Source organism: Myxococcales bacterium (assembly GCA_016706225.1).
Classification (GTDB): Bacteria; Myxococcota_A; Polyangia; order Polyangiales; family Polyangiaceae; genus JADJKB01.
Window position 1 is genome coordinate 677,463 of record JADJKB010000008.1, and the last position, 17,174, is coordinate 694,636.

The following is a 17,174-nucleotide window of genomic DNA, read 5'->3' on the forward strand; positions in this document are numbered from 1 at the left end:
CCTTCGCGCCCGAGCCCGGATTACGACCGGCCGCGATGGATCTCCGAAGCCTCTCGTGTCTGGTTTGCCTGTGCTCGGCCTGCGGCTCACCGGCGTTGATCGAGCCTGCTGCCCCAGGCAGGCCGTCGACGCCGCCCGCACCGGTGAGCGTCGACTCCGTCCCCGGCGCGGCAAAACAGGGGACGCCCGCGCTGTCCGGCGCGGGTCCCTTGGTGCTCGATGGCGTGCCGGAGATCCCGGCGGCGCTCCGGGAGCGTCTTGGTCGATATCTCGAGACCCGCTCCGCCGCGCTCGGGGCGCTCGCTGATGACGGACGCTCGTTGCTCGTCACGACGCGCTTCGGCTCCACCGGGCAGACCCACTGGGTACGAGAGCCCATGGGCGCGCGCACGCAGCTGACCTTCGGTGAAGAGCCGGTGCGGAGCCCGAGCTTCGCTCCTGGCGCGAAGAACGTGATCACGTTCAGCAGCGACAGCGGCGGCAACGAGGCGTTCCAGGTCTACCGGCAAGATCTGAAGACGGGCGAGACGATCCGTCTCACCGACGGCAAGAGCCGCAACGAGGCCTACGTCTGGGCGTTTCAGGGCGACCGCCTCGCGTTCTCGAGCAACGCGCGGAACGGCAAGGACATGGATATCTGGCTCAGTGACGGCAAGAGCGCCGACGGACGGCGACTGCTCCTGGAGCGCAGCGGCACCTGGGTTCCCCTCGAGTGGTCTCGCGACGGTAAACAGCTGCTGCTCGCCGAGTACATCTCCATCAACGACTCGCGGCTGTTCCTGCTCGATGTCGAGTCGCGGGTGGCTCGGCGGATTGGGCCGGAGTCGACCCGCGCCGCCGACCGCGCAGCGGTGCTCTCGCCGAACGGCAAACGCGCATGGGTGACGAGTGATCGCGAGGGGGAGTTCAGCGAGATCTTCGAGGTCGAGCTCGACAAGGCGAACGCCGCCTGGAAATCCCTCACACGCCACATCAAGTGGAACGTCGAAGAGCTCGCGCTCTCCAGCGACGGAGCCACACTCGCGTTCACGGTGAACGAAGATGGGGTCTCCGTCCTGCGGTTGCTCGACACCCGCACGCGGAAGGATCGCGTCGTCGGCGGTCTGCCCAAGGGAGTCATCTCGGGCCTCCGGTTCGCAGCCAAGGCGGGGGTCGTGGGTTTCACGCTCGCGAGCTCGGCGGAGCCGGGCGACGCATTCACCTACGATGTGGGGCGGAAGAAGCTCGAGCGCTGGACCGAGAGTGAGATCGGCGGCCTGCCCCGCGCCCGCTTCAGCGAGCCCAAGCTGGTGCATTTTCCGAGCTTCGACGGGCGGCAGATCCCAGCGTTTTACTACGCCGCGAAGGCGACGGGCCCGCGCCCGGTCGTGATCTGGATCCACGGCGGCCCGGAGTCCCAGGCGAGGCCGGTGTTCTCGGCGCTGGTGCAGTACCTGGTGACCGAGAGCCAGATCAGCGTACTGATCCCCAACGTGCGCGGCTCCGACGGTTACGGCAAGAGTTATCTCTTGCTCGACAACGCCGAGAAACGCGAAGACAGCGTGAAGGACATTGGCGCGCTGCTCGACTTCGTCGCGAAGGAGCCGGCGCTCGATCCCAAGCGGGTCGCGGTGCTTGGTGGCTCGTATGGCGGCTACATGGTGCTCGCGTCGCTGACGCACTTTCCCGAGCGCATCGTGGCGGGCGTCGACGTGGTCGGCATCAGCAACTTCGTGACCTTCCTGGAGAACACCAGCGCCTATCGGCGTGATCTGCGGCGTGCGGAGTACGGCGACGAGCGGGACGCAAAAATGCGCGCGACGCTCACGCGCATTTCACCGACCACGAACGTCGCCCGGATCCGGAGCGCGCTGTTCGTGGCCCACGGCGCCAACGATCCGCGAGTGCCAGCGGCCGAGGCCGAACAGATCGTGAGGGGAGTCCGCAAGGGCGGCAAGGACGTGTGGTACATGCTGGCCAAGAACGAGGGCCACGGCTTTGCGAAGAAGGAAAACCGCGACACGTTCTCGCTCTTGTCGCTGATGTTCCTCGAGAAGTATCTGGGGGCGACCGGCAACTGACGCGGGAAGGGGTGGGTACTAAGCCCACGCCCGCCGGGGGGCCGGCGGCGAAGCTCCGCGCTCGCTTGCGCTCTTCTTGCGCTCTTCTTGCGCTCTCCTGGCGCTCTCCCCCCGCGCGTTGGTGGTTCCTCGTCTCCGCAAAGAGCTTGTCATGGCAAGTATTGCCCGGACGAGGCACCCGCGTCTCGGTCATCCACCGCACCCTTGGCGCCGAACACAATCCATTCGTGTAAGCGATCGACTTGATCCAGCTTCTTCGCCACCGGAACAAGGACACCCCCTACGCTCAAAGCTTGATCAGTCCACGTCGCCGTCAAGGTCTAGGTCAACGTCAACATCAACGCGATCCGTCGCTTCAATGGAATCGGAGTACTCGCTCGCGGGCGGTCAGCAGCTGAAGACCTTCCACTCGAAGATGATCGGGTTGGACTTCTGGCCGGTCGAGCTGGTCGCGTGTACCCCGTAGATGCGGATCTTCGTGGTGCTGACGGCGCTGGGGAAGCTGTAGCTCCAGTCGTTGACCTTGCCCGAGACCGTGCCGGAGGTGACCCAGGCGCCGCCGCTGTAATACTGGACGGTGCCGCCGGCGAGTGTACGCCCGCTGGAAGAGCACGCTGCGCTGGTCGACAGCGAGGTGTCGATGTCGAAGCGCTTCACGGTCTTTGCGCTCGGCCAGCTGAGCTCGATGTACGCCGTGCCCGGCGTGCTGCCGGCGCTCACCCAGTGGAACTTGTTCGTCGAGCAGGTGCTCTCGAGGAACCCGTCGATCATGCGATCGGGGCCGACTCCGTTCGCGCTGGTGCCACCCCCGCTGGAGGCGGCCGTCGCCGTCGGTGCGATGTTCGTGGTCGGGTCGCAGGTGGAGACACAGCTGCTGTTTTGGCAGGCCTGGCCCGTGCTGCAGGCGTTGCCGCAGGCGCCGCAGTTCTTGTCGTCGGTCTTGGTGTCGAAGCAGGCGTTGCCGCACTTGGTCTGGCCCGCGGGGCAGACCAGGGTGCAGGTTCCGCTCTGACAGACCTCCCCCGCGGCGCAGCTGGTGCTGCAAGCACCACAGTTCTTTGGGTCCACGTTGGTATCGACACACACACTGCCGCACTTGGTCTGGCCGCCGGTGCAGACCAGGGTGCAGACGCCTGCGATGCACGAGAGGCCCGCCGCGCAGCTGTTGCTGCACGAGCCGCAGTTGTTGGGGTCGACCTTGGCGTCCACACAGGCGTTGCCGCAGTTGATGGTGCCGCCGTTGCACACCAGCTGACATTTGCCGCTGACACAGCTCTGCCCCGTGGTGCAGGCCGTGCTGCAAGTGCCGCAGTTGGCCGGGTCTTGGGCGAGATCAGCGCACTTGTTTCCGCATTTGGTCAGCGCGCCCGAACACACCAGGCCGCATTGACCATTCTGACAAGCCTCGCCGTTGGCGCACGGCGCCGCGCAGCCGCCGCAGTGCATCGGGTCGACCGCGGTGTCCACACACTTGCCGCTGCAGTTGGTCGAGCCGCCGGAGCAGACCACCCCGCACGTTCCCTGAGAGCAGACTTGCCCGCTCGCGCAGGCGCTGCCGCAGGTTCCGCAGTTCTGTGAGTCCACGAGCAGGTCGGAACACTTGCCGGTCTGTCCGCTGCTCGAACAGTTCGTCGTTCCCCCCAGGCACTCGCTGGCACACTTGCTGAGGGTGCAGACCTGTCCGGCCGCACAGATGTTGCCGCAGGTCCCGCAGTTGGCGGGATCACTGGCAACGTCGGCGCACTTGTCGCCGCACATCATGGTGCCGCCGCCACAGGTGTCGTCGCATTTGCTCTGAGAGCACACCTGGCCGGACAGACACTGGGTGTGGCAGGCGCCGCAGTTGAGTGGATCGGCCGAGGTATCGATGCAGGCGCTGCCGCACTGGATCTCGGGCAAGATGCAGGCCCCCGTCGACCCCCCCCCACCGCCGCCCCCGGGGATGCCCGTGTCGTCCGTGCCGTTTGCGCAGGCCGCGACGCCCAGGCAAAGGCCGAGCGCCGCCCGACCGAAGCTCCGTAACAAAGCCATGCTGAGCCGAGTCTACCGCATGTGTGCCCGGTTGACGATGTCGGGGGGCGCGGGGACGATGCGCCCCAGAGATGCGTCTCGCCGCCGTCCTGTGCTTGGCTCTCGTGGGCTGCGGCGTTCCCGTCGTCGTCAAGAGTGTGCCTCCGGGCCGCCTTGTTTGTGCAGGGCGCGAGGCCGTCGTGTTCCGAGACGTCTCCATCGTGGCGCTGGAAGGTGTGACGCCTCGGGCGGCACAGACGGTCGTGGTCTGCGACGGAAAGATCGCCGCCATCGGTCCGCGCGCCGACACCCCCGCACCGTCGCAGGCCCGTGTGGTGGAGGGCCGCGGCAAGTTCCTGATGCCGGGCCTGATCGACATGCATACGCACCTGATGCGAGAGGAAGATCTGACCCTCTACCTCGCGCGGGGTGTGACGACGGTCCGCAACATGTGGGGGACACCGCTGCACCTCGAGTGGCGCGAGCGCATCAAGCAGGGTGAGCTGCTCGGGCCGAGCATCATCACCGCTGGCCCGATCATCGACGCCGAGCCGCCCATCCACGACGGAAGCCTGGGGCTGAGCTCCGAGGCTGATGCCGATGAGGCGCTCGTGCTGCACCGCCGGCTCGGCTACGACTTCTTGAAGGTCTACAGCCGCGTTCCCGCAGCGGCCTTCACGCGACTGCTCGCTGGCGCCAAGCGTGCCGGTTTCGTGGTGGCCGGGCACGTCCCGCGGCCGGTTGGTCTGGTCGAGGCCGCGAACGGAGGACAGCGCACGCTGGAGCACCTCGACGCATTCCTCGAGGCGCTGCAGCGCGACGACTCCCCCGCGAAGGGGCTCTGGGACAGCGCTTCGCGGCGGAAGAAGCTCGACTATCTCGATGAGACGAGGCTGCCTGAGCTGGCGCGGCTGCTGCAGCAGCGCCACGTCGCGGTCTGCCCGACCCGCAGCGTCTCCGATCAGCTGGCTCCGCCGGACGAGCTTCGCGCGCGCCTGCAGCGACCGGACGTGCGCTACGTGCCCGAAGCCGACCGGGCGATCTGGCAGCCGACGGAGCCGGACGCGGCGGAGCTCGAGGCCAATGCCCGCTGGCTGGCGCTGCAAGAGCGGGTGATCCGCGCGCTGGTCAACGGCAAAGTCCAGCTCCTGGTTGGGACCGATCCGGGCAACCCCTTCGTGGTCCCGGGTTTCTCCCTGCACGACGAGCTTGCGCACCTGGTGCGGCTCGGGCAGCCGCCGCGCGAGGTTCTGCGGGAAGCGACGCTGGATGCAGCGGAGGTGCTGGGGCGACGGGCAGAGCTCGGGCCCATCGCCGTTGGGCGTCGGGCGGACTTGCTGCTGCTCGATGCCGATCCGGAAGAGGACATCGGCAATACCCGCAAGATCGCCGGTGTGATGTCGGGGGGACGATTTCACTCGCCGGACGAGCTCTCGCGCTTGCTTGGCTCCGTCGTGACGGGACTGGAGCGCGGCGCAACTTCATTCGGTGCGTCGGCGACCTGGGACGAGGGCGGAGAGCCGGAGTTTCTGGGCACGTTCGTGGTCCGGTGGAAGGGCGCGCGCTTCGGTGCGGAGCGCATCTTCGTCGGCACGCGGCAGGACGGTCGCTCGGTGATCCGGGCTCGGAGCTTCGATCAACACGCGGGGCAGACGCTGAGCTTCGAGCTCGAGCTCGGCGCTCCTGGGATCGGCGAGCGCCTGCGCATCGAGAGTGATGGCGCAGCCGGCCGCGGCGCCATCGACGTCACTCGGCTGGACGCGGAGCTCGAGCTCGGCGGGCGGTCCCTGCCCGGCGCGGTGATCGCGCTGAAGGCCCCGCTGCCCGAGACCACACTCCTCGGGGTCCAGCGCATGTTCGCGAGCAAGCTCATCCTCTTGCCGCGGGTTCGACTGTTGCAGGTGGGGGAGTCGTTCTCGGCAAAGCTGGCGGAGGTTGCGCTCGGGTCCCGCGCGACCCTGGCAGAGAGCGAGTGGACGGTGACGCGCATCGCAGACGGTGCAGCGGAGCGCGGCGGGCAAACGGAGCGGCGGTTCGAGCTTGCGCCGGCGCACGGACCGAAGGCCACCCTCACCCTCGACGGCACGGGAGCTCCGATGCTCTACGAGAGCTCGGTCTTCGGCGCGACCCTGCGCTACGAACGCGTGCAGTGAGTCAGCGGGCGCGCACCATCACCGAACCCGAGCCGTTGCTCAGTCCTTGATTCGTCCAGTAGACACAGGCGTCGTCGAGGGCCACATCGCGAGGGATCACGAGCTCGGTGGCGAGGGTCTCGACCGGACCCCCCGCACGCGGCAGCCGTGCGAGCCGGCCGCTGGTCGTGGCTCCGCCTTCGACGAAATAGAGGTAGGGCCCGCCGAGCGCCACGCCGCTGGCAAAGACACCGGGCGAGAGCGGCTCGCGCGGGCCGCCAGTGCGCGCGACTCGGCCGACCTCGGCGTTCATCGCGTAGTAGACGTGAGTCTCATCCAGCGCGAGGTCATTGCCGTTCGCCGCGGGGAGCGGCGTCACGAGCTGCGGTGCGGCGGTGGCGGAGGGTGCGTAGTGCCAGATACCGGGGGTGCCCCCGCTGGTGTTGTCGATCCAGTAGGCGTCGGTGCCCTCGATGGCCAAGGCGCCGGGATCGTCGAGCCCACCCGCGAGCTGAATGCTTCCGGTTGCGGGCTGCCAGGCGAACAGCGCGCCGGCCTTTGCGCCGGGGCCCTGACGAACCCAGAACGCGCCATCGGTGGTTGCGACGATGCCCTCGGGGTGGCCGGGAGAGATGGGCATGAGGGTCTCCAGTGCGCTGCCGTCCTTTTCGACAGCGAGCACACGACCGTCCATGGGCGAGGTGACCCACGCTCGCGTTGCGTCGAGGGACAGGCGCCGTGGACGACCGAGGCCCGGCACCAAGGTGGTGACCTCGCCGCCGGTCTTCGGAACACGCAAGAGCGCGCCGCCATCGACGGCGGTCGTCACGTAGACGAACGCGTCATCGACGGCGATGGCGTAGGCTTGCGGCAACCCCAGTGCGAGTGGGAAGGGGTCGGTGCCGAACGCACACGCAGGCGTGGCGCCGGAGCCCCCGCTGCCGGCGGCGCCTCCGCCGACTCCAGCGCTACCCCCGCCCGCGCTGCTTCCGCCGGTGCCTGCGAGGCCCGCATCGGCCGAGGGCTCGAGCAAACCCGAGCGTGAGCCGCAGGCGACGAGGCAGAGGCTGGCAAGGAGTGGGGTAGAGAAACGCGTGCGTGGCATGTTGGGCGAGCTTGCGGCATCCGAGGGCGCGCCGTCCAACGGAGCGCTCAGCCAGCTCCGCGACCGGTGACGCCATCGAGCGCGCGCCGGAGCGCGTGGGCTAGATCGGCTCGATTCACGGGTTTGTCGAGCACCTCGAGGCCGAGCTCGCTGGCGACTCGCGCGTCGACCCAGCGTCGGTATCCGGTACACACCACGAGCGCCAGCTTCGGGTCGATGTTCCGCGCCTCCGCTGCGAGCTGAGTGCCAGTCATACCGGGCATCGTCTGGTCGGTGAGCAGGAGGTCGAAGGCCTCTGGGTTTTCCCGCAGTGCATCGAGGGCGTCGTTCGCGGAGGTGAAGACCGTCACCTCGTAACCCAGGGCTCTCAGCACCCGGGCGTTGACCTTCGCCACCAGGGGTTCGTCATCCACGCACAGCACCCGCTCGTCGCCCCTTGGGACAGCGCTGGCAATGGGTCCGGTGGGTGGCAGCGACGCGCGCGTCGGGATGGGAAGATAGACCGCGAACCTGCTGCCTTTGCCCAGCTGGCTCTCGACGACGATGGCCCCGTGGTGGTTCTTGATGATGCCGTGCACGACGGCCAGGCCGAGGCCGGTCCCCTCAGTCTTTTCTTTGGTCGTGAAGTACGGCTCGAAGATCCGCGGCAGAACCTCCTCGGCGATGCCAACGCCGGAGTCTTCGACGGTCAAACGCGCAAAGGCGCCTGCCTCCAGATCGGGGCTGACCAGCGCCTCCTCGGCGCAGAGCTCGACGCGCTCCAGGCGAACCTGGATCACACCACCCGACTCTCTCATCGCATGGGCGGCGTTCGTACACAGGTTCACGATGACCTGGTGGAGCTGGGTGGGGTTTGCGGCCACGGCTGGACAGCTCGGGTCCAGGTGCTGCCGGAGCTCGATCGTCGAGGGCAGCGCCTGGCGCAGCATGCGCAGCGCTTCCTCGACCAGAACCTGCAGGCGAAGCTGTCGCGGTCGCTCCTCCCCACGCCGGCCGAAGGTGAGCACTTGTTCCACCAGCTCCCGAGCGCGCTGGGCGGCCGCCGTGATCTCCTCCAGATCGCCAGCAATGGAGTCGCCGGCGGCGAGCGAGTGGGTCGCGCTCTCAGCCACACCCAGGATGATGCTCAGGATGTTGTTGAAGTCGTGGGCGATGCCGCCCGCCAGGGTCCCGAGAGACTCGAGGCGCTGGCTCTGCTCCAGCAGGTTCTCGAGCTGCTGGCGTTCTCGCTCTGCCCGCCGTAGCGCAGACAGGTCCGTGAACACCGACAGGCTGCCGGCGAAAGTCTGGCTTTCCACGCGTGGCACGGAGCTGACGAGCGCCGGCACGGCGTGTCCGTCCCGATGCCGCAGCACGAGCTCGTAGCGGTCGGAGAGGCCGCGCGCGCGTCGCTCGTTCGCCGCTTGCATGACGCCAATATCCACTTCCATCACCGTGTCCGCGCCGGTGAGTCCGATCAGTTCTTCCGGGGTGTAACCGAGCATGGCGGCGCCGGCGGGGTTCACGTACGCCCAGCGTTGCTCCGAGTCGAAAATCGCGATGCCCTCACTGGTTGTGTTCACCAGCTCGGAGTGGAAGTCCTTGAGCCGTTCGAGCTCCGTTTGGCGTTCGCGGCGCTCGGTCACGTCCTGGAGCAGGCCGATGAGGTGCGTCTCGCCGCTGCCAGTGCGAAGCGCCGAGACCGACAGCTGCACCACGCGCGAGGCTCCATCGGCCCGGGCGATCGTCCACTCTTCGGTGTCCACGCTCCCGCCGGCGCGCAGGCGGTCGACTCGGTCCAGGGCTCGAGACAGGACCTGGGCGTCCGGTGCCAGCTCGTGCCAGCCGCGCTGGTTGAGCTCGGCCATGCCGTAGCCGGTGAGCTCGACCATGCGCTCGTTCCAGACCGTGAAGCGTAGGTGCGGCGCCTCGGGGATGAAGTGGCACACCGCGATGCCCTCGGCCGCCTCGTTGATCACGGCGTTCTCGAACCACACCTGTTCGGCCAGGGTCCGCTCGCTGCGTCGCCGCTCGAGCGCCGGCGCCGCGTGCCGCGCGACCCGCTCGAGCTGCTCTGCGAGCTCGTTGGCGTCGGGCAGCGGGGCGTCGTGTGTGACGCAAAGCTGGCCGATCGCACGACCGTGGCTGTCCATGAGCGGCGCTGCCAGGTAACACTGGGCGTTCACCTGCGCGAGCCAGGCATCGTCGGGGAACTCCGCGCCGACCTCGGCGAAGTACACTGGACGTTGCTGACGGAGCACCTCGGCGCACGGAGTGCCGGCGGTTTCGTATTCGACGCAGCTCGTGCTCGGCGCCAGCGTGCCAGGCGCCGAGCATGCGAAGCCGCTCGGGCTGTCGCTCCGGGGAGATCAGCTCGGCGATGAACGTCGTGTTCACGCCGAGGCAGGTCGTGAGCTCGCGCGCGAGGCGCTGGAACGGGTCTTCCCCCTGCGAGCCAAAACAGCGTTCCAGCACCGAATGGAGGGGATCGACGCTCATGGGTCTTGCGCCTAGGAGGTGAGCACTCCCAACAGGGTAGCCGGTTGGGTGGGTTGGGTCGACGGTGCCCGGGCGGGGCGGCCAGTGCCTGAGATCCCTCGAATCGCCCGCAGGGGGGGACGCTGACGTTGAGTGAGCTTGACGTTCCCGTTGACGTTGACGGCGACGGCGACGTGGACGTTGACGGCGACGGCGACGTGGACCTGGCCCCCCGCACGTTTGACGCTCAGGGCATCCTCGTAAGATGGCGACGACGCGCTCGATTTGCTCCGGCGGAGTGCAGAAACGCTTCAGGTCCACGTCAACGTCGGGTCAACGTCAACGAGACCCGTCGCTGCAATCGGAATCTCAGTGCGAAGGAGAGGACTTGAACCTCCACCCCATTTCTGGGACTGGAACCTGAATCTACGCGGGCGGGGTCAGAGCAAGCTCTCAGCGTTCGACCAGGGTCGCCAGTTTCGTGAGCGACGCCCGGGCCGACCGCCGCGTCGGCTTGGTCGAGCTGTTCGCCGCCGCCGGAGCGCAGCGAGCGCGAGCGCTGCGAGCCAGTAGGCACTCGTTCCGCTTCCGCTCGACTGAACTCGACAGCCACAACCACCGTCGTCACCTGAGCCGCTGCTCTTCTTGCCACCGGTCGAGTTACCGCCCGTGGCACTGCCGCCCGTGGCACTGCCGCCCGTAGCGCTGCCGCCCGTGGCACTGCCGCCCGTGGCGCTGCCGCCGCTGCCGCTCGTGCGGCCGAGCCCCGAGTCCGTGCCGCCATCAGCCGCGACACACACCGCGCCTTCGCAAGTGAATCCCGTCGCGCAGTCATTCGCGCTGGAGCACTGCTGCTGGCAGGCACCACCCACGCACCTGTACGGGGAGCACGACTGGGACTGACCGTTCGGAAGCAGAACGGTGAAGGGGTCCGAGCAGGTGGCGGATGTCACCGCGCACTTGCCCTGGGTCGTGTCGCACTTCGCACCCTGGGCACAATCGGTGTCCGACGAGCAGGTGGCGTTGCAGGCGCCACTGCCTGCGTTGCAAGCATAGGGCAGGCAGTTCTTGGTGGAGGGCAGCGCGCAGAGCCCGACGCCGTCGCACGCGCCTTGCGGTTGAGAGACGTCGCCGGTACACGCTGCGTCCTTGCAGCTCGTTCCCGCGGCGGGATACGTGCACGCCGTGGGGTTCGCGCCGTCACAGGCGCCCTTGCACTTGTCGGGCGCAGTACCGAGACACGCCTGGCGCGGCGCACGCGGCTCGCCGGAGACCACCTTGCACTGACCGACACTGCCCACCTCGGCACAGGCCTGGCACTGACCCGCGCAGGGCGAGTCGCAGCACACCGTGTCGACGCAGAAGCCGCTCTTGCAGGTGTTCGCTGCCGAGCAGCCCTTGCCGTTGTCGGATTTGCCGACGCAGACGCCGCCCGCGCAGTAGAAGTCGGTCTGACAGTCCGTGTCGGCGGTGCAGGGGCTCGAGCAAGCGCTGCCCTTGCACACATACGGCGCACACTGCGCGTTGGTCTGGTCGACGCAGACGCCGGAGCCGTTGCAGATCTTGCCCGAGACGGCGCCGTTCGCGCAGGTGGTGGGCCCACAGCTCTTGCCGTTCGCTGCCTTGGCGCACTCCCCGGGGGTTCCGGAACAGGTGGCCTGATCACCGCAAGGATCGCTGGAAACAACGCACCCGTTGCCCGGGTTGGTGCCTTGTTTGGCAGCGTCGCAGGTGCCAGCTGCGGTTCCGGACTGCTTGTTGGCCGCGGAGCAGGCCATGCATTTGCTAGAGCAGGTCGTATTGCAGCACACGCCGTCCGCGCAATAAGTGGACGTACATTCATTCGCAGCGCCGCACGTCAGGCCCAAGCCCTTGGTCGGCAGGCAAATGTTTCCGCCGCAGTAGTGGCCTGGGGCGCAGTTCTGGTCCGAGCTGCAGCTGGACGGACAAGCTGCGGTGCCACCGCATTTGTAAGGACTGCACTGGCCCGGCGCGCCCGAGGCGAGCACGCTGCACGTGCCGTTTTGGGTCGCGCCCAGCGCCGCCGAACACACGTCGCAGCCGCCGCTGCAGGTGCTGTCGCAGCAGTAGCTGTCGATACAGTTTCCGCTGATGCATTCCGTGCCCGTGGTGCAGCCCTGGCCGGTCTTCTTCTTGCAGTTACCGCTGCCGTCGCAGCTGTTGATGCCACCGCACGCGGTGCCATCCTCCTGATTGACGACGGCCGTCGTGCAAGTCCCCGAAGCGTTCGCGCAGGAGCGACAGGGTGTGGTGCAGGCGTCGGTGCAACAGGTGCTGTCGGCGCAATTGTTGCTGGCGCAGTCGGTCGCCAAGGTGCATCCCTGCCCGGTCTTGCTCTTGCACACCCCGGCGGCGTTGCACGTCTTCACGCCGTTGCAGGTGTCATCGTCCTGATTGACCACGGCCGTGGTGCAGGTGCCGGCTGCGTTGCCGCACGAGAGGCAGTCCCCACAAGCCGAAGCGTTACAGCAGCGTCCGTCGACACAGAACCCGGCGACGCACTCACCGCCGGCGCTGCAGATCTGCCCCAGCTTCTTCTTGCATGCGCCGGCGGCGTCGCAGGTATTTGCCGTCGTGCACGAGTCGGGATCGTCCAGACTGATGACCTTGGTGCACGTGCCAGTGGCCGACTGCTGGGCGCCATTGAGATCGCAGCGCTCGCACTGCCCACAGCCCGAGACCGCGCAGCAGACGCCGTCGACACAGTTCCCGGTGTCGCAGTCAGCAGCCGAGCTGCACTGATCACCTCGCACGTACAGCGTCCACGTGTCCTTGTAGTCCGTGCTCTGCTTGTCGCCCGAGTACAGGACCACCCGCTTGGTTGAGGCGTCGAACGCCATGGCTGAAGAGCGCGGTTCTGGGGCCCCGAAGGGGCCCGGCAGTAATTCCCAGGTGCCACCGTCGAGCTGCCAGGTGTCGCCCAGATAGACGGTCGACGCCTTCCCGCCGAAGACGATGACCTTCTTCCGAACGCTGTCGTACGTGACGGCTGCCAGGTTGCGGAGCCCGGGCGAAACCGGCGTCGGGATCGTCGCGTAGTTGTCCAGCGCGCTGTCGTAACGCACGGTGATGTCAGGGATCGCCCCGCCCGTCCCACCGTAGATGACGGTGCGCGCGTTCTTGGCGTCGTAGGCCATACCGGCCTGCGTGCGGGCAGTCGGTGCGGTGCAGCCTGCGCCGCAGCGCTTGCTCCAGGTGCCGGCCGAGCCGTCCCAGGCCCACAGCTCGCTGTCCGAGCCTGTGCCGGGGTTCCCGCCGAAGAGCAGCACGCGTTGGAGCACGCTGTCGTACGCCATGGCGTGGCCGTGGCGCGCCGATGGCTTGGTCGTTCCGCTGACGCAACTCCCGCACTTCACCGTCCAGGCTCCAGCCGCGTAGACCCAGGTGTCCGCGAGCGCGGTGATGGTCGAATCGAGCCCGCCGAACAGCACCGTCTCGCCGCGTGCCGCGTCGTAGGCCATCGCGTGCCCGTAGCGCGCGGCTGGACCCCCTGCCCCGGCAGACCAGACCTTGGTCGTCCCGTTCCAGGTCCACGTGTCTGCCAGGGTCGGCGTGACATTGCTGGAGTCGTAGCCGCCGAACATCAGCACCACGGAGCTGGCCGCGTGGTAGGTCATCGCGTGCTGCAAGCGCGCCGGCGGAGGCGACGGGTCCTGCTCCTTGGTCCACAGCGCGTTGGCGTAAGCCGGGTCGAGCAGCACGGGATAGGCGAGACCGGTGGGATCCAGGTCAATCACGAGGTGATCCCCCTCGACGCGCGCGTTTGCGTCGCGCCGTTGCCCTTGCGAGTCGAGGGCGAACGGTCGGTCGAGGCGGATCGCCGGCTGCCCCGAAGCGTCCAGGAAGATCAGCGCGCCGTCCGGCTGAGCGCTGACCGCAGGAATTCCACGCGGGAGCTCGTAGCGCCAGCTGAACCGCGTCGGAGCGCTCGCGTCTCGGAGCACGAACAGCTCCTCGAAGCGATCCAGTGTCGCGATCGCGATCAGGTCAGTCGAAGGGTACACGTCCGGGTAGAGCAAGCGACCGGCGTGCAGCTCGGCCTCCGCGGGGGCGGCCCCGTCGCGGGTCAGCTGGATTGTGTGCCGCTCATCGGGGCCGAGGCCCAGGTGGAAGCGCTGATCCGCTCGGCCGGGCAACCGAGACGCGATGCGCTGCGAAGTAGCTCCCACTCCGCGCCATCCGGGAGAGGAGAATCCGCCGGCGCCGGCCTTGAAGCCGTTCACCGCGTCGTCGAAGAACCGCTGCAGTGCCGCGTCGGCGCGCGCCAGCGTCAGCGCCGCTTCGACGCGGGTGGGCGCTGGAGCAGCCGCGTCGTTCGAGGGCGGGGCGACGCCAGCCCGAACCTCAGCGTCCTCGCAACCGGCCACTGTCAAGCACAGAACTGCAAACCCAGCACCGGCGAATCGCCGCGCATGCGAAATCATCCCCATTGGTCAGCTTCCCGTCCCGAGCGGCGGCCCGATGCTCGCCGAGCTGGCCGAGAATAGTAACAGGTCGGGCGGATCCGCAAGCTGATCAGCCCCATTGACGGTCCCGCGACCGAGCTGGAAAACTGCGCCGCGAGGGAATCCAGTGCAGGCGCTCCGGCGCCCTGCGCCCGCGGACGGTTCTCTATCCCAGTTCCCAATCACTCATCGGAGGCTCCCCATGGCATCGTTCACCGAAACCCTGACCCACGCATCCGGTCGTCCGTTGCGCATCGACACGCGGCGCGCAGTGCTTGCGTTCGACCCTCCTGGGCGGCCAACCGGGTTCGACAAGGCGCTGGCCAGTGTCGGCTTGGAGCGCGAGGACGCACCGGTCGACGGCAAACCGCGGCGAGGTGTCAACCAGACGCCTCGCTTCTGCTTCGTGCGCTCGGCAGCGCGCGAGGCCATCGACGAGCGATCACTGGAGAAGCTCTTGGCGCTGCTGGGCCAGAAGGGCAAGAAACCCCGATTGGCTTGGACCGGACCGGTCTATCGCTTCATCGAGGATCCGTCGGATCACGGCCTCATGGGCATGACACTCGATCTGCTCGTGCTCACCCCAGCCCGAGAGTTCGATTCCAGGCTCGAACGGGCGCTGGCCGCGCCACTCGAGCGCCACGGATTGTCAGTGCACACCAAGCGTTCGAAGCTGATGGCCCCGAGCCGCTTGCTCGGTGTCGCCGACGTGCGCAAGAGCGACGCGCTACGCGCCAGCACCGACCTGGCCGAGGTGGGTCAAGAAGCGTTCGTGGTCCACCCTGACTACATCCCGCTGATGTCACCCCAATGTGCCATTCCCTCCGATGCCCACTGGAGCCTGCAATGGAACATGACGAAGGTCGGCGCGCCGGCCGCGTGGGACATCACCAAGGGAGATCCCACCGTCTACGTGTGCGTGGTCGACCAAGGCATCGAGCGGTCGCACGAGGAGCTGAATCGAGCCACCAGCTACGGCTTCGAGGCGGTCAGCCTGAACGAGAGCAACGGCGCGAGCCCGCCCGCGGCGGACCATTCGGCGACGGGCACGGACGATCACGGCACCGCCCTCGCCAGCATCAGCTCGGGGTCGTGGGGGTTCGGTGGCGTCGCCGGGCTCGCGGGGAACGCCTCGCTGTTCGCCCTGGCCGCGCCGAACTGGCTCTCGAGCGAGCTGGTCGTGGCGATCAACCGCGCGAAGAGCGGCGCTACGCCGACCGCCCTGGACAAGCGCGTGCTGCTGCTCGGTGGAGCCACCAACATCATGGACACCCCCGGCGTCAGGGCCGCCATCGATGCTGCGTCGACCGCGGGTCTCGTCGTGGTGTGCGCGAGCGGCAACCTCGACTCTTCCACGATCCCGTACCCCGGCAACGGGGTGCATCCCGATGTCATCGTCTGCGGGTCGACCGACCAGGCCGACTTCCGTTACCTGTCGAATTACGGCCCGACGCTCACGCTGGTCGCTCCTGGCAAGGAAGTGCCGGCGGCAGCGCCCGGTGACACCTACAACCTGACCTTCGAAGGCAGCTCCTCTGGCGCCGCCCACACCGCGGGGCTGGCCGCGCTTGTGCTGAGCAACGGCGGGCTCGACTTCGCAGCGTACCCTCCGGCCGCCGCCTCGCGGGCCGCCAAGATCCGTGACGTGATCGAACGCACGGCAGAGAAAGTTGGGCCGGTCGCGTACTCGACGGACATCAACGGGCGCAACGACCAGCTGGGCTTCGGCCGCATCCGCGCCGATTGGGCAGTCGATTTTGCCGACGTGATGATCCAGGATGACCCGACAGACACCGGGGTGGAACCTTCCACCGGCGTCTTCTGGCGTGACTCCGCCGTGGTCATCCGCAGAGCCAACGAGCTCGAGGCCACGGTGAACGCGAGCTTCGACACCTGGCACGCCAATCCGCCCGACTCGACCGTGATCTACTCCAACGCCGACGGCACTGCGTGTTACGCCTACGTCCGCGTCAGGAATCTGGGCCCGGCGACCGCGCGCAACGTGAAGGTGCGGGCGGTGGGTGCGGCCGCCTCGACCGGCTTCATGTACCCGACGGACTGGGTCGCGGCAGAAGACGCGACCCATCTGGTGATGGCGCCACTGCCCTGGCCTGGGGACGCGGCGTCGAGCGACGAGTACGTTGTCGCCACGTTGAGCCCCGGCCAGTCGAAGATTGTGCGCTTCGAGATCTCCAAGGTCCAGGCCGACAAGGGACTCGCGTGGCCGGGGTCGCATGTGTGCGGCCTTGCCAAGGTCACGGCGGACAACGACCACGCCTTCCGCCAGTTCAACCCAGCGCCCGCGGTGGGCGGGGAACAAGCTCGTCGCAACAACCTCTGCCAGCGCAACCTCCACGTCGTCACGGCCGCGAGCCCGTGGTTCTTCCCGTTCCTGGCCGGCAACGTCGCCGATACGGACGATGTCTTCGAGCTTTCGATCGAGGCGCGGCGGCTGCCGGCCGGCACGCTGCTGCGGTTGGGATTGGACGAACCCGAGCGCGCCGCGCCGAACCTGGTTCTAGCGGCGCTGGCTCACGCCCGAGGCTCCGGGCGGGCCGAGAGCGCGGTGGGAGGTTGCCCGACCAGCCTCACGTTGCTGGACCGTGCCCGCGTGGCGGTGAGCTGCGGTGGACCGATGGGGATCGTGACGTTGCCGCCGGGAACACACTTCGAGTGTGGCGGACCGGTGCGGCGCGAGGTCGAAGTCAGCGGCGGCAGCTTGGTCCTCGACGGAGGCAAGCGTGTGGTGGAGACGCGTGAGAAGCGGGCGGTGGTCAGAATGGGCAAGGCTCGCGGCGCCGTCATCCCGATGTTCCTCGAGATCCCGGTTCCTTTCGGCATCGACCCGAGCGAGCGGTTCTATGTGGACGTGATCCAGAGGAACGCTGTCGGCCAGGTCGTCGGCGGGCTCAGCTTGTTCCTCGTGCCGTGAGTCCCGTGCGGC

Annotated in this window: 8 protein-coding genes; 4 read left to right on the forward strand and 4 right to left on the reverse strand. The window is 68.0% G+C overall.

Annotated features, from left to right (window positions below):
• Nucleotides 1–35: 35 nt before the first annotated feature.
• The gene (locus IPI67_16970) at nucleotides 36–2,060 is read left to right on the forward strand and encodes an alpha/beta fold hydrolase (protein ID MBK7581887.1); all 2,025 of its coding nucleotides are present in this window, start codon (nucleotides 36–38) and stop codon (nucleotides 2,058–2,060) included.
• Nucleotides 2,061–2,447: 387 nt separating this feature from the next.
• Here the strand turns inward: IPI67_16970 and IPI67_16975 are convergent, their stop codons facing one another.
• Nucleotides 2,448–4,091 (reverse strand): hypothetical protein, encoded by a 1,644-nt coding sequence (locus IPI67_16975; protein ID MBK7581888.1) that lies wholly within the window; start codon nucleotides 4,089–4,091, stop codon nucleotides 2,448–2,450.
• 71 nt (nucleotides 4,092–4,162) lie between these two features.
• Here IPI67_16975 and IPI67_16980 point away from each other — a divergent pair, with 71 nt between their 5' ends.
• Nucleotides 4,163–6,223 carry an amidohydrolase family protein gene (locus tag IPI67_16980; protein ID MBK7581889.1) on the forward strand — a complete coding sequence of 687 codons (2,061 nt, stop codon included), beginning with the start codon at nucleotides 4,163–4,165 and terminating at the stop codon, nucleotides 6,221–6,223.
• A 1-nt stretch (nucleotide 6,224) separates the two neighbouring features.
• Here IPI67_16980 and IPI67_16985 read toward each other — a convergent pair whose 3' ends face one another.
• Nucleotides 6,225–7,307, reverse strand: coding sequence for a hypothetical protein (locus IPI67_16985; GenBank protein MBK7581890.1), 1,083 nt, complete (start codon nucleotides 7,305–7,307; stop codon nucleotides 6,225–6,227).
• A 47-nt stretch (nucleotides 7,308–7,354) separates the two neighbouring features.
• Nucleotides 7,355–9,547 carry a PAS domain S-box protein gene (locus tag IPI67_16990; GenBank protein ID MBK7581891.1) on the reverse strand — a complete coding sequence of 731 codons (2,193 nt, stop codon included), beginning with the start codon at nucleotides 9,545–9,547 and terminating at the stop codon, nucleotides 7,355–7,357.
• 13 nt (nucleotides 9,548–9,560) lie between these two features.
• Between IPI67_16990 and IPI67_16995 the strand changes: the two genes are divergently transcribed.
• The gene (locus IPI67_16995) at nucleotides 9,561–9,800 is read left to right on the forward strand and encodes a hypothetical protein (protein MBK7581892.1); all 240 of its coding nucleotides are present in this window, start codon (nucleotides 9,561–9,563) and stop codon (nucleotides 9,798–9,800) included.
• 404 nt (nucleotides 9,801–10,204) lie between these two features.
• On the opposite strand, the gene IPI67_17000 is transcribed toward IPI67_16995, so the two are convergent.
• Nucleotides 10,205–14,152, reverse strand: coding sequence for a hypothetical protein (locus IPI67_17000; GenBank protein ID MBK7581893.1), 3,948 nt, complete (start codon nucleotides 14,150–14,152; stop codon nucleotides 10,205–10,207).
• 280 nt (nucleotides 14,153–14,432) lie between these two features.
• Here IPI67_17000 and IPI67_17005 point away from each other — a divergent pair, with 280 nt between their 5' ends.
• Nucleotides 14,433–17,162: a S8 family serine peptidase gene (locus IPI67_17005; protein ID MBK7581894.1), complete on the forward strand. Its 2,730-nt coding sequence runs from the start codon at nucleotides 14,433–14,435 to the stop codon at nucleotides 17,160–17,162.
• Nucleotides 17,163–17,174 lie beyond the last annotated feature (12 nt).

Bases quoted from the DNA above. Each gene is read 5' to 3' on its own strand.
- IPI67_16970 (MBK7581887.1), top strand. From the start codon at position 36: ATGGATCTCCGAAGCCTCTCGTGTCTGGTTTGCCTGTGCTCGGCCTGC.
- IPI67_16975 (MBK7581888.1), bottom strand. From the start codon at position 4,091: ATGGCTTTGTTACGGAGCTTCGGTCGGGCGGCGCTCGGCCTTTGCCTG.
- IPI67_16980 (MBK7581889.1), top strand. From the start codon at position 4,163: ATGCGTCTCGCCGCCGTCCTGTGCTTGGCTCTCGTGGGCTGCGGCGTT.
- IPI67_16985 (MBK7581890.1), bottom strand. From the start codon at position 7,307: ATGCCACGCACGCGTTTCTCTACCCCACTCCTTGCCAGCCTCTGCCTC.
- IPI67_17005 (MBK7581894.1), top strand. From the start codon at position 14,433: ATGGCATCGTTCACCGAAACCCTGACCCACGCATCCGGTCGTCCGTTG.